The following is a 13,856-nucleotide window of genomic DNA, read 5'->3' as shown; positions in this document are numbered from 1 at the left end:
GAGGTGAAGGAGTGTTAAAAAACCGGATTTACGATGCTCAGTTGCAGGTTATCGAGTTTCGTGATGGGTACATACTGGTTGTCTTGGCGTAGCTGATTACGGCTGTTTGGGTCCGAGTAACCTAAACCAGGGTAAATAATGCCGGGCCTGATACCCGTAGCCGTTAATTGCTGGCTAAACTGCGGACCGTAGCTCTGTAGCAGGTTACCGAAATAAAAGAGCATTTCAAACCCGGCACGGGCATACACCGAAGGAGGCAGGTGATACTGCTGGATATATTTGCCCCTGAAGGCAGCATAGGCCGGGTTCAGGGTATTGAAATATTTGGGACTGATAAAGTATACTTCCAGGTCGTCGAGCTGGCGAAGTGTTATCTGGTTTATATCCAGCCACTTTTCGTACGTGATCAGGGGTGTTTTCGAAGACCTGCCTTGCAGCAGGCTGGTGGCGTTCACGGCAGCCGTCATCTTATCTGAAAAAACAGCTAAGTGGCCTACATCCTGTAAATTAAGGCCGTTGAAGACAGCAGCCGTAGCCGTGGTCTGGGTAGAGTTCAGCTTTCTGTAAGTCTTAACCTTGCCGCCTAGTTGCTGAAATTGCTGCCGGTATACCGAGGCAAACAGCGTATCCTCTTTCGTGTTTTCAAAAAGGATGATGGCGGTTTTAGGCGAAAAGTTCTGATAGGCATAGGTTGCAGCCTGCCGGGCCTGCGTAGCGGCTGAGGATTCAAAAAGGAAAGCATTCTGATTGCCGCGCACCATGTCCAAATCCTGTGAAAGTGGGTTTATTACGTTTACATTTTGCTGTGCCGCAAAGCGGGCCGCCACCTTGGCCGTGGATTTGTAGATTGGCCCCACCACCAGGTCCATCTGCTTCAACTCAGGCATATCCAGCACGCGCTTCACGCTCATGGTGTCGGCACTGGTATCGTACGTATACAGGTTGATCCTGATGCCCTGTTTTTGAAGTGAGTCCTGCGCCAGTTTCATGCCAGCATACAGGTCGGTTACAAACTGGCTTTTACGAGCCGTTTGTTGCGGATCCTGGTTTAGCTGGAAAGGCAGGAGCAAAGCCACGTTAAAACCCTGGCTTTGCAAGGCGTTCTTGTTAAGGTAGCGGTTGCGGTCCAGCTTAAAACGCGAGACAATGCTTTCCAGCGTTTGCCTGTCCTGGGTGCGGTACCAGCCACTCAGGAGCTTATCTGCAAATCCCTGCGCCACTGTTTTGTCATCGGGGAAGCGCTGAAGCAGTTGCTCGTACAGCGCTTTATCGTTTAGTTTAGCCAGGTAATAGCGTTTCAGTCCCGCAGCATCTGAGCTAAGCGTACTCCCTTCCAGCTCCTGCAACTTACTGATGGCGCGTTGATAGGCACCCTGTTCAAACAATACATTGGCCAGCAGGTAATCTGCATCCTGCATGCCCGCCCAACCGGGATGCTGGTTCTGCAACAAAAGCAGCATGTCGTAGGCTTGCTTCAGTTTATTACTTTTTAAAGCTGCCAGGGCATACAGGTAAGCTGCTTCCGGGGCATACTGGTTTTGAGAAGATGCAGTCAGCGGAAGCAGTTCTGCCATGGCCAGGTCGTAACGCTGCTGTTGCAACAACAGCTTCCCGTTATTATAAGCAACGGCTGGGTCCTGCGTTTGTGCCTGTAGGGGCAGGGTTATCAGAATAGCCACCAGAAGGCCTGTTATGTTTTTCCAGATGCTTTTTTTCATGGTCTTTGGTAAGATGAAAAACGAAGTATAAACGGAGACTTAACTCCCTGAAACCACATGGTTCGCCCAACCAGGATGGAAACGGACCAAACCTGTGCCGCGTCTACGATTTTATTCCGTATGGAAGCCGGCATATGATCAACAACTTCGTGTACGGGGAGCCTGTGTGTCAAAAGCTATTCCCACTCAATTGTAGCGGGAGGCTTTGAGCTAATGTCGTACACCACGCGGTTTACACCTTTTACCTTGTTGATGATCTCATTAGACACATTGGCCAGGAATTCATACGGCAGGCGGCTCCAGTCAGCTGTCATGCCATCGATGCTGGTCACGGCACGCAGAGCCACCACGTTCTCGTAGGTACGCTCATCGCCCATTACGCCCACCGACTGCACCGGGGTTAATATAGCGCCTGCCTGCCAAACCTCGTCATAAAGCCCGTCTTTCTTTAGGTTGCTGATAAAAATATGGTCTACCTGCTGCAAGATCTGTACCTTTTGCGCTGTTACGTCGCCCAGGATACGGATAGCCAGACCAGGGCCCGGAAACGGGTGCCTGCCCAGAATTGCATCATCTATTTTAAGTGCCTTGCCAACCAGCCGAACCTCATCTTTAAAGAGGGCCTTGAGCGGTTCCACCACTTTCAGCTTCATGTAATCCGGTAATCCGCCTACGTTGTGATGCGATTTGATGGTAGCAGAAGGCCCTTTCACACTCATAGACTCTATCACGTCTGGGTAAATGGTGCCCTGAGCAAGCCACTTCACATCCTCGATCAGGTGAGACTCTTCATCGAATACCTCTATAAAAACGCGCCCGATGGCTTTGCGCTTTTCTTCCGGGTCGGTTAATCCGCTAAGGGCAGCATAAAACTTGTCTTTGGCATCAACGCCCTTCACATTCAGGCCCATGTGTTTGTAGGAGTCCAGCACCTGGGCAAACTCATCTTTGCGCAGCAGGCCGTTGTCGACAAAGATGCAGTAAAGGTTTTTGCCGATCGCCTCATGTATCAGCATGGCAGCCACGCTGGAGTCTACACCGCCGGATAAGCCCAGTACCACCTTGTCGTTGCCCAATTGCTGTTGCAGGCCGTATACGGTGGCCTCGATGAACTGCTCAGAGGTCCAGTCCTGCTGGCAGCCGCAGATGTGCACTACAAAGTTACGGAGCAGGGTTTTGCCCTCATCGGAGTGGGTTACCTCCGGGTGAAACTGTATGCCGTAGGTCTCCTGATCACGCAGTTTAAAGGCAGCCACACGTACGCTTTCCGTGCTGGCGATGATCTCAAAATTATCGGGTGCTTCTCTGATGGTATCTCCATGCGACATCCAGACAACTGAACCAAGGGTAAGTTCCTTCAGTAGCCGGTCGTGGTTATGCAGTTCGTTTAAGCGGGCACGGCCATACTCCCGGGTTGTGGAAGGGGTTACTTCGCCGCCAGCCTCGTGGGCAAGCAGCTGCGCGCCATAGCACACACCCAACAAAGGGATTTTGCCGAGGTACAGGCTCAGGTCGATAGTGGGGTGTTCCGGATCGCGAACAGAGCAGGGGCTGCCTGAAAGGATCACTCCTTTAACATCATCTGCCAGGGCAGGCACATTGTTATAAGGATAAATTTCGCAGTATACGTTAAGCTCGCGTACCCTTCTGGCAATTAGCTGGGTGTATTGGGAGCCGAAATCGAGTATGAGAATTTTTTCTGGCATGTGCAAAGGTAAGGCAGATTTACAGCATTTACCAACAGAATCGGGGATAAGATTGCGTTTCGGACTTCCTGAACCAGGAACACAACTTGTCAGAGTCATAGTGTGTCTGCTATAAGACGCAGGCTATGGGGCGATCCGGTTTTCTAATATAAGCATAAAGCCAGCAGACACTCGTTGGGGAAACGATAAGCGGGCTAACAAAAAAGCGGCTTCTCAGTTTATAAGGCAGCCGCTTTTGTTAAAGTATGATCAACTTATTTTTTAACAGGTATAGGTTGCGGTTGCAACTTAGGCCTTGATAATAACCAGGCCAGGATATCGGAAACAATCCCTGATTGCAAGGCTCGGCTCAAAGCGTTTGTTTGCAGCAGGCTGATAATATTAATAGTGAAAGAATTCATGTTAATCGAATTAAATTGCACAAGAGTAATCTACCCGGTAGGTTACCAACCTATTAAACTCCCACATCGAGACTTATGTTTAGAATTATTTATAGAAGCTGTTTAGGGTTTTAGAACTTCCAAAGAATTAGGCGGGTAAAAATGTTTGCGAGAACATTCCCAACACTAATTCAATGGAAGTCTTAAGTGAAGATAGCATAAATAAGTGGATCGTGCCACAGCTGAGCATTGGCAAACGCGGTCCCCAGGTACATGTTCCAGTCAGCAAGATAGTAGGCGCCATCCTCTATAAGCTTAAAACGGGCTGCCAGTGGCGCTTGTTGCCTGTCAACGAGCTGTTGGGTGCAGGTGGCCTTGGCTGGCAAGGGGTGTATTACCATTTTCACCGGTGGGCAGCAGACGGCAGCCTCAGGCGGGTATGGGTGAATTTACTGCGGCAAAAGCGCCGGCTGCTCAGTCTCTGCTCGGTGCAACTGGATGGCAGCCAGACCCTGTGCAAGAACGGCGGGGAGTGCATCGGCTTTCAGAGCCGGAAAGCAGCCAGGACCTGCAACAGCCTGTTTCTCTCCGACGACACGGGCACCTTGCTGGCCTGTTCCAGCCCGGTGGCCGGCAATCACCACGACCTGTTTGAGATCGAGCGGGTTTTCGGGGAACTGGCAGATTTGCTCCAGGAAGCAGGTCTGCAAGTGGAAGGCTTATTTCTGAATGCAGATGCTGGTTTTGACTCAGAAGAGTTCAGAAGGCTCTGCTCCTCGCTCAGGATAGAGGCCAACATTGCCTTTAACTTCAGGAATGGGGCACATGCAGAGGAATACGTGTACTTTGATGAGCAGCTCTACAAGAGAAGAAACGTGGTAGAGCAGGCCCAGGCTTGGCTCGACAGTTTTAAGGCACTGCTGATCAGGTTTGAAACTAAAGCCAGCAATTGGATCGCACTCCACTTCCTGGCTTTCACAGTACTTTTTATCAGAAAAATTAAGAAATTAGAAAAACCCTAAACAGGTTCATAGAAAGATAAAGTATTAAAAGGTATTATGCAAGAGTTAAATTGTATTTTAATATTTAAGCCTAATTTTTTTATGAACCATAACTATTTTGATTCGGCAAAAAAAAGGCCGCTGCACAATTGCAGCGGCCTTTTTGTAATAGCAAGTATACAGTTACTTTCTAATTACTAATTTATGCGTTTCTGCTTTACCAGCTATACTTACTGTAAAGTAGTAAATGCCATTGGCAAGCTTATCTAAATTAAGCACGGTTCCGGCTCTCGCGTCGATCTGCTGGTGCATTACCTGCTGACCAAGCATGTTCACTACGCTCACGTCCACCATGCCTTTTGTACCCTTAGCGAAGCGTATACTCACTTGCTTCTGGGCCGGGTTCGGGTAAAGTATGGTTTTTTGATCGGGCGCTATGGCATTCGAGGTTTGCGCTGCAACCAAGGTGTTTGATTTTAGCACCAGGGTTTCAACAGTGGCCGTGGCATTGCCCCCAAATCTGGAGGTAACGTGTGCAGCACCTTCTACCGTCACGGGGTTAGTGACAACGTCCACATCATCCACGTACCAGCCCGTTGCGCCAGTAAGTACATCGGAGCCCATGCGGAATCTGATCAACACCTTCTGCCCGGCAAAGCTGCTCAAATCCGCAATTGTCTGAATGTAGCCGTTGCTACCTCCTGAAAAGGCCGGACCGTTAATGGTGGAGGCGTTCTCTAATGGAATCGTACTGTTGTAGCCATTCTGAATCATTTTGCTTCCCAGATCGATCCAGGTCAGACCATTGTTGGTGCTTATCTCAACTTTACCACCGTCGAATCCGTCCTCGGTTGCATAGCTGTGCCAGAACCTGAGCAGCGCATTCTCTCCAATAGTCACCGGAGTGGCAGTGGTCAGGAATTGGTCGCTTAAATTGTCTGGGTCCTGGGCGAACCATGATTTACTGCCACTGTGGGCGTTTTTAGAACTTAATGACCAGTTATTCAGGCCAACTCCCGGGGTGGCTTTCCATTTTGTGATGCCATTTTCCATATCATCCTGGAAGTACACTGTTGTGCCCTGGCCCTTGTTAACCTTTACTTTATATGAGTAGGTGGTAGTTTCTCCCGTTCCCATTCTATTTGTTTTGAAAATGACGTTGTTCCCATCGAGTTTAGGCGCGTCTTTACCAGTTGCCTCCTTTACAAACGATGTGCTTGACGGGATTGGACTGGTTACTACCACGCCGCTAACCGAGCCGAGGGTGTTGTTGGTAACGCTGATATTATAGGTCAGTGTACCGCCATCAACGACAGGTGATGGGTTTGCGCTAAGTTTGATAGCGAAGTTAGGATCGCAGGAAGGCGGCATGTCAAAGGCTTCCACTCCGTCGGTCAGGTCGTTGTTGCTGCCCTGGGATGCACTGTACCCCAATCCTCGCTTGGCAAAGGCACGCCAGATAGCGCATTGGTTCGCACCGCCGTTGTTTATTCTGTCTGCTGCCAAAATGGCATCGCGGGCATCCACAAAACCCGGGCTGCAGGGCTGTAGCTTCAAGCCATCGATCACCAGCTGAAGCGCCAGGTTGTTGCCTCCCTTACCGTTGTATACGTCTGCGTCATAGCCGTAATCGTCAATCAGGTTCCAGGTCATGTCCCAAAGCATCGTAGCCCAAATAAAACCTACACCGTGTGGTACTGAAATCTCGGGGTTGCCTACATCGCCGTAGGTATAGCTATTAACAGCCATGTCGGTGCTGTAAGGAGAAGGGCGAATGCCATTGCCGTCTGTGCCTTCAGAGCGTACATAAGTGCCAATACCGCGACGTTGCGGCCCAGTATCACCGGTTCGCATGGTCATATACAGGGCAAAATAGTCGCTCCAGCCTTCACCGCCTTGCTCGGCGCCGCTCAGGCACTGGGTACTTGGCCCGCCGGTTAGCCGTGTAGAGATGCCGTGCCCGTATTCATGCGCGATAATGCCGTTATCCAGGTCACCATCACGCAGTGGGGGGCTTCCGGCATCGCGTTTCAGGGTGCCGCTAAGGCCGGCTGCCAATGCTGTCTTCAGTTTATCGCCGTCGGCCTTGCTGATCATAATGGCCGGAATCTTAATGAGTCCACCAGTCTCATCGCCTCCCATGGAGATAGGGTCACCTTCCACATTGTTGACTACAATGACGGCGGTGGCACCGGATAGCTGGGCATTCTGGCATTTCTCGATAAAGCCGCAGGAGCCTCTGTCTATCAGGGCGATGTTACCCTGTATGGCCGCCTGGTTGTTAAAAGCTACAGGCACGGCTCCTTTTGGCAAGGCAGGGGTGCCCCCGCAACCGTTGTTAGGATCGGCCATAACAATTTTGCCATTTACCCCTGTCTCATCAAGCGATGTTCCGAAAGCAGCTTCTATGCCGATGTAACTGCCGGCTACCCCTGCAGGTGTGCTGATGAAAAGTAAGGGAGCAGGCAGGGCCGAGGTCCATAAATACATTTGCATCCTTCCCGGCACGCCATCCTGCAGTGTCAGGAAGTTGGCATTATTGGTTCCGCCGCCATCCTGCGCCTCTGCCAGCACGCCGTCAAGGCCCTGGCCGGCGCCGGAAAAGTTTTGCTGCTGAAAATTACCGCTCACCTCATCAAATCCAAACTGGTAGAATACATCGTGCATTATGTTGTTCCAGTAAAATAAGTTGGTGGTGGCTGCCTGTACGTAGGTGGTAGGCTCTTTGGTAAAGTCCAGCGGGAAGTCGAACACCAGATTGGCGCCGCCGTCTGGGCTTAAGCCTGCACCTGCACCAGCCCGGTCTTCGTAGGCGTACACATTGTTTCCTTTGGTGATCGTGTACGACAAGAGGCCATCGTTGTGCCAACCAAGAGGGGAGGCTATTGCATTCTCTTTTCCGGTTACCAACGTTCTCTCGCCATGTGATGGCGTTTCGAAGGGTACATCCAAAATCCGGTAGCTTCCGCTGGTGGCCAGGGTGGCGGCGGTTGCAGTGGCAACGCTACGGGGTGCAATTGCCAGTGTCATCATATCTTGCTGAATCTGCTGCTTAGAGCGAATACCGGGTGTTGCCTTACGCATAGGTGCTGACTTTCTGGAAGGCGCTACGGCATTAGTGGCTACATCCGTTACAGCTGGCAAACCCCAGTTGTCATGCACTACCAGGTCTTCTTTCTTCAGGATCTTACCATCGGCCGCATCCACCCGCACGTTCCAGTAACTCTGAGCATTGGTTTGGTAGATGGCAACCTCCCAGGCAAGTCGAACAGAACCGTCGGCTAATTGTTGGTACACCAACTTTGCTGGTATCGGTTGTAAAGAGATCCCTCCATCGCTTAGCACAACAGCCTTAGCCTGCGCGGGCAATTTATCGGTAGGCGATTTTTTCTCCTTAACAATGATGGGATTCTTTACCTGTAGTTTCAGGTTACCTGCTGCTGCCTGTACAGCCTGGGCTGGCGTAAGGCCCGCAGCATTGCTTTTTATGGCGGCCCGCAGGTTAGGCACAAAACGGCTGCCCATGTTGATCACCTGTCCGTCCTTCGCAATGTTGATGTTGATGTTTGCGTCCGCTACCTCTATGCCCTGGAACCTTTGGCGAAGGTAAATGTGCGTCGTGCCACTTTTTTTACTAACGTATTGATCCGTGACGACATAGTCGGCCAAATCAGCTGTGGTTAAATTATAGTTGGATTTGTTTTGTTCAATGTGGTTTAAGGCAACGTTAAGGGCGGATTGACCCCGAGCCACATTTGAGCAGAAAAGCAGGAGTGCGCAAGTCAGGAATAACAAACTTTGCTGAGTAATTCTTTTCATAAGCTTTGATATAAATTAATAAAAGTGTTACATAGAATGCTTGGATACTATTTAGTTTAATGATGTTTACTTATTGTAAATATTTTGGATTATATGAATATTGTATTGCCGATTTTTTCTTCAGGTTTGTTGCTAATGTAAACTTAAATGCAGCCCTCATCATGTATGTTTTTAAAAAAGGTAATGTCTTGCGTACGCTTACACGCAAAGATTGGATTTATAGCTTTTCTGTTTTATAAGCGTGTTTGGACTGTTTAATGTGTCTTCTGGAGCAGGTTAAGATTCTTGGCGCACGATATGCGGACGTACATTAGCCCTATAAAACGATGTTTAAACCACAAATTTGAAATGGGCCTAAACAGGAAAGAATGAAGAATAATGCAAATGTAATGAAGGGTATAAGGCGGATATCAAAACAAAAAAATATAATTAAAACAATATGTGTTTTTATTTTGCTTTTGGCTTATAAATGGTTCTTAAGAACCGGTCGTATTGAAAAAATTGCACTGAAAAAAATTAATTTTTATTCATAATTTTTTTCAAAAGGGTGGGATACAAAGGGCGGCTGCCGGGATTCCAGCTGCGTAGGGTACATAATTTAACTTCGAAAAACTCCAGTGTCGCCTTTATGCCGGCTGACGATAAACGGTAAAACTTGTTTCGGTTTTAATCATAAACCATTAAATTTGGGCTTACAAGGCTTAAACCTCAATCAGTTGCCCCTGAATGCTAAACGTATCCAAAAAAACTCCATCGATTTTTTTCCAGGTCAGCTTATATTAAGCCATTTTATAAACATCTCTTCTGACCCTTGTCTTACCTCAAAATATGGAACCTAATTTAGAACACCTTTTAAAAATTGCTAAAGAACTAGCTGTTACCATCAAGCAGGTAGAAGCTACCGCTAAGTTGCTGGACGAGGGAGCGACAGTTCCTTTTATTTCCCGTTACCGAAAAGAGGCAACAGGCTCACTCGACGAAGTGCAGATCGCGTCTATCCGTGACAGGGTGGAGCAACTCCGGGAACTTGACAAGCGTCGCACAAGCATCCTGAAATCGATCCGTGAACAGGAAAAGCTGACCCCGGAACTGGAGGCACAGATCATGGCTGCTGAAACAATGGCCGTGTTAGAGGATATTTACCTGCCCTATAAACCTAAACGCCGGACAAAGGCCACCATTGCCCGTGAGAAAGGATTGGAGCCTTTGGCTACGCGTATTTTCGCACAGGAGGCACTGGATGTGGAGGCAGAGGCCGCCAGGTATATATCTGAAGAGAAAGATGTAAAAGATATTGCCGAGGCGCTTGCCGGTGCCCGCGATATTATGGCCGAGTGGATGAACGAGAATGCCGAAGCACGTGCTACCATGCGCCAGGTTTTTGAGAAGCAGGGCGTGTTTAAAAGCCGTGTAATGCTGGGCAAGGAAGAGGAAGGCCAGAAGTTCAAGGATTATTTTGAATGGGAAGAACCCATCAGTAAAGCCCCCTCGCACCGGATTCTGGCTATGAGGCGCGGTGAAACCGAAATGGTGCTGATGCTCACAGCCCAACCAGAAGAGGAACTGGCACTGGCCAAACTGGAGAATATGTTCGTGCAGGGAAGCAATGCCGCCTCGGAGCAGGTGAAGCTGGCTGCCAAAGACTGCTACAAGCGTATGCTCAAGCTGAGCATGGAAACAGAAGTGCGCCTAAACGCAAAGAAACGCGCTGATGAAGAAGCGATCCGTGTGTTTGCCGATAATTTGCGGCAGTTGCTACTTTCCTCTCCGCTGGGCCAGAAAACAGTATTGGCCCTGGACCCCGGTTTTAGAACAGGCTGTAAGCTGGTTGTGCTCGATAAGCAGGGCAAGCTCCTGCATAACGAAACCGTGTACCCTCATACCGGGCAAGGCAAAGCCATGGATGCAGAGCAGAGTGTGAAGCACCTGGTCAGCCGCTTTGAGGTAGAAGCAATTGCGATCGGCAATGGAACCGCCAGCCGCGAAACCGAAACGTTTGTGAAAAGCCTGAAACTGCCCGAATCGGTGCAGGTGGTGATGGTGAACGAGAGCGGAGCCTCCATCTATTCTGCTTCGGAAGTAGCCCGCGAGGAGTTCCCGGACCAGGATGTGACCGTACGCGGGGCCGTTTCAATTGGCCGCCGGCTCATGGACCCGCTGGCGGAGTTAGTGAAGCTTGACCCTAAAAGCATCGGCGTCGGGCAGTACCAGCACGATGTGGACCAGTCGGCACTGAAGCATTCGTTGGATGATGTGGTGATGAGCTGCGTAAATGCCGTGGGGGTAGAGGTGAATACGGCCAGCAAACAGCTCCTGACCTATGTGTCGGGACTAGGGCCGGCGTTGGCGCAAAACATTGTAGAATACCGCAACCAGAACGGACCATTCAAAACCCGTGCGGAACTCAGGAAAGTAATCCGACTGGGAGACAAGGCTTTTGAGCAGGCAGCGGGCTTCCTGCGTATCCGAAATGCAAGAAACCCACTCGATGCCTCGGCAGTGCACCCAGAGAGCTATCCGATCGTGGAAAAGATGGCGAAAGACCTGGGGGTGACGGTTCAGGAACTGATACAAAAAGAGGAGCTGCGCAAGCAGATCAATCTAAAGCACTATGTAACAGAAACCGTTGGCCTGCCTACGCTGCAAGATATCGTGAGCGAACTGGCCAAGCCCGGCAGAGACCCCCGGCAAACGTTTGAGGTATTTAGTTTTACAGAGGGCGTAAATGAAATGAGAGACCTTCGGGCAGGCATGAAATTGCCGGGCATCGTCACCAACATCACCGCCTTTGGTGCCTTCGTCGATTTAGGAGTCCACCAGGACGGGCTGGTGCATGTCAGCCATCTTTCTGATCGCTTTGTGAGTAACCCGCATGATGTGGTGAAGGTAGGGCAACAGGTAGAGGTAACGGTTCTGGAGGTGGACGAAAGCCGAAAACGCATTTCGCTAAGTATGAAAGGTGATCCGAATGCTGTAAAACTGGCTGGAGGTGGAAACCGTCCTTCCAAAGTGGGCAACAAAAAAGAAGAAGAACCTCTGGATGATTTTCAGGCGAAATTGGCTAAGCTCAAAGGAATGTTTAAATAAACGCGCCCTTCCTTAAAAGAGCAAAAAGTGCCCTGATTTCTTACAAGTAAGGGCACTTTTTGCTTTTATGAATCCGTGAAATATGGGGTGAAATGCTGTAATGCCTGAAAATTCCGCAGGTGCATTTTATGCGTATATAGTAGGTGTTACGCTAACTACTAATCCTACTGCTATGAAACCTCAGCTATACTTCCTGCTGGTTCTCTTATTATCCGCCTGCTCAGCGCCTGACGCACAAGCGCAATATGTGTTGCGCGAGGCCTATCCCAACGTGCAATTCAACAATCAACTGGAAGCGGTAAGCAGCCCGAACGGGAGCCGTTTGTATGTTGTGGAGCAGCGTGGGAAGATCTTCTGGCTCCCAACTGATAATCCCATGGTTGCACAGGCTACGCAGTTTCTGGATATTTCAAGTAAGGTAGTAGACGGTGGAGAGCGTGGGCTCTTGGGGTTAGCTTTTGATCCGGGTTTTGAAAGTAATGGGTTTTTTTACGTGAACTACACAACCGGTAACCCACTCAAGACAAATATTTCCAGGTTCACCGCCACCGCTTCTGGCGCTGCAGACCCTGCTTCCGAACTGGTTTTGCTTTCCTATAGCCAACCGTTTGATAACCATAACGGAGGCAAGGTAGCCTTTGGTCCTGATGGGTTTTTGTACATCTCGGCTGGTGATGGGGGGAGTGGGGGAGACCCGCAGAACAATGCCCAGAACCGCGCCAGCTTGTTGGGTAAAATATTACGGATAGATGTAAGCAATACCACGGAGGGGAACAAGTATAGCATTCCGGCCTCCAATCCATTTGCTGGAAATACAACTGGTTTTCGGGAGGAGATCTTTGCTTATGGGCTCCGAAACGTGTGGAAGTTCAGCTTTGACATTGCTACGGATAGAATGTTTGCGGGCGATGTGGGGCAAAACAGCCGTGAGGAAATTGACTTGATCGTGAATGGCGGCAACTATGGATGGCGGACCATGGAAGGTACGGCTTGCTATAATCCTTCGTCCGGATGCAACACCGAAGGACTTTTATTGCCGATCTTTGATTATACACATGCCAGTGGGGCAGGCAGGTCCGTTACCGGCGGATTTGTATACCGGGGCGCTAAACTGCCGGATTTACAAGGCAAGTATATATATGGCGATTATGTGAGTGGCAATATATGGGCACTTACCTTAAACCCGGACGGGACAGCTAAAGAAAATACATTGTTGCTTAATGCCGGCTTTCTTGTTTCAGCCTTCGCCGAAGATAAGGACCATGAGGTGCTGGTTTTAAATTATGGCAACAGTCGCAAAATATACCAGTTAGCCAGCAGTGAGGTAACCGGGGCAAATGAAGAATTGGGGGCGGGCGTTTCCATTTATCCCAACCCAGCCAATGACCAGGTCCGGGTTGTGGTAGAGCCAGGCCGTTTCAAGAATGGTTCGGTGTATGAGCTGGAGCTGTTTACGGCTTCAGGGCAACATGTATTTTCTAAAAAGTTTGCAGCTTCTGCCAGGGAGGTAGAACTTGCAACCGGGGCATTGGCCAAAGGAATCTATCATATTCGGATTAAAGCAGGGGATGAAATTATGTGGAAGCGCCTGGTCCTGCAGTAGTTGCTCTTTTTGTGGTCAAACTAAGTATAGAAGCATATTTATAACTCAAGTTGCTACCCACCCACCCCCAGACCCTCCAAGGAGGGGAATTGTTACTGGTTTTTGAAATCATACTATAGCAAGGCGGCATTAAATTAGGATGCTATCCTGTGAATTAGTCTGCACATGGATCCAGAATTTTTATTTACTTTTTATCAAAGTATAATGGCAGCGTGATTCCCCTCCTTGGAGGGGCTAGGTGTGGGTTAATCGTAACTTAATTATATAATAGGAATATTACTTTTAAAATTTACACACAGCTTGCTCTTTTTGTAAATTTAATATTATATTTGCCATATGTTTAAGCTGACTATGAAATTAAGGTTGCTCATAATAGCACTGTTCGCTATAGGTATGGTATTTACCCCTTTTATGCAGGATGCTGAAAGTAAACCTGTTAGGAAAGCTGTAAAACCAGAGAAGAGCCCCTCCCATCAAGCCAGGCTAAGATTAGAAAATATTTAAGAAAAATCTGAAGTAAAGCCTACCGGCTCATGCATGTA

The 13,856-nt window shown here is 49.1% G+C and carries 7 protein-coding genes; 3 read left to right on the top strand and 4 right to left on the bottom strand.

The window, feature by feature from the left end; all coding sequences use genetic code 11:
• Nucleotides 1–14 precede the first annotated feature (14 nt).
• The 3 genes from AC4BAN_RS01320 to AC4BAN_RS01310 form a co-directional block, all read right to left on the bottom strand.
• The gene (locus AC4BAN_RS01320; protein WP_490562557.1) at nucleotides 15–1,718 is read right to left on the bottom strand and encodes an ABC transporter substrate-binding protein; all 1,704 of its coding nucleotides are present in this window, start codon (nucleotides 1,716–1,718) and stop codon (nucleotides 15–17) included.
• A 176-nt stretch (nucleotides 1,719–1,894) separates the two neighbouring features.
• Nucleotides 1,895–3,424, bottom strand: a complete 1,530-nt coding sequence (gene guaA / locus AC4BAN_RS01315) for a glutamine-hydrolyzing GMP synthase (RefSeq protein ID WP_490562556.1) — start codon at nucleotides 3,422–3,424, stop codon at nucleotides 1,895–1,897.
• Between the two features lie 254 nt (nucleotides 3,425–3,678).
• Nucleotides 3,679–3,825 (bottom strand): hypothetical protein, encoded by a 147-nt coding sequence (locus tag AC4BAN_RS01310; protein ID WP_490562555.1) that lies wholly within the window; start codon nucleotides 3,823–3,825, stop codon nucleotides 3,679–3,681.
• Nucleotides 3,826–3,998: 173 nt separating this feature from the next.
• Here AC4BAN_RS01310 and AC4BAN_RS01305 point away from each other — a divergent pair, with 173 nt between their 5' ends.
• Complete coding sequence (locus AC4BAN_RS01305) at nucleotides 3,999–4,826, top strand: transposase (RefSeq protein ID WP_490562554.1); 828 nt, start codon at nucleotides 3,999–4,001, stop codon at nucleotides 4,824–4,826.
• Nucleotides 4,827–4,988: 162 nt separating this feature from the next.
• Here AC4BAN_RS01305 and AC4BAN_RS01300 read toward each other — a convergent pair whose 3' ends face one another.
• Complete coding sequence (locus tag AC4BAN_RS01300) at nucleotides 4,989–8,624, bottom strand: T9SS-dependent M36 family metallopeptidase (protein WP_490562553.1); 3,636 nt, start codon at nucleotides 8,622–8,624, stop codon at nucleotides 4,989–4,991.
• Nucleotides 8,625–9,452: 828 nt separating this feature from the next.
• On the opposite strand from AC4BAN_RS01300, the gene AC4BAN_RS01295 reads away from it, so the two are divergent.
• A complete protein-coding gene (locus AC4BAN_RS01295) occupies nucleotides 9,453–11,711 on the top strand; it encodes a Tex family protein (protein WP_490562552.1) in 2,259 nt (752 codons plus the stop codon).
• Between the two features lie 172 nt (nucleotides 11,712–11,883).
• On the top strand, nucleotides 11,884–13,314 hold the full coding sequence (locus tag AC4BAN_RS01290; RefSeq protein WP_490562551.1) for a PQQ-dependent sugar dehydrogenase: 1,431 nt from the start codon (nucleotides 11,884–11,886) through the stop codon (nucleotides 13,312–13,314).
• The last annotated feature ends 542 nt before the right edge of the window (nucleotides 13,315–13,856 follow it).

Source organism: Pontibacter sp. GD13 (assembly GCF_058216355.1).
Note: the sequence above shows the minus strand (reverse complement) of the source record. Positions and strands in the feature narration are given on the sequence as shown.

Bases quoted from the DNA above. Each gene is read 5' to 3' on its own strand.
- AC4BAN_RS01320 (WP_490562557.1), bottom strand. From the start codon at position 1,718: ATGAAAAAAAGCATCTGGAAAAACATAACAGGCCTTCTGGTGGCTATT.
- guaA (WP_490562556.1), bottom strand. From the start codon at position 3,424: ATGCCAGAAAAAATTCTCATACTCGATTTCGGCTCCCAATACACCCAG.
- AC4BAN_RS01310 (WP_490562555.1), bottom strand. From the start codon at position 3,825: ATGAATTCTTTCACTATTAATATTATCAGCCTGCTGCAAACAAACGCT.
- AC4BAN_RS01305 (WP_490562554.1), top strand. From the start codon at position 3,999: ATGGAAGTCTTAAGTGAAGATAGCATAAATAAGTGGATCGTGCCACAG.
- AC4BAN_RS01300 (WP_490562553.1), bottom strand. From the start codon at position 8,624: ATGAAAAGAATTACTCAGCAAAGTTTGTTATTCCTGACTTGCGCACTC.
- AC4BAN_RS01295 (WP_490562552.1), top strand. From the start codon at position 9,453: ATGGAACCTAATTTAGAACACCTTTTAAAAATTGCTAAAGAACTAGCT.
- AC4BAN_RS01290 (WP_490562551.1), top strand. From the start codon at position 11,884: ATGAAACCTCAGCTATACTTCCTGCTGGTTCTCTTATTATCCGCCTGC.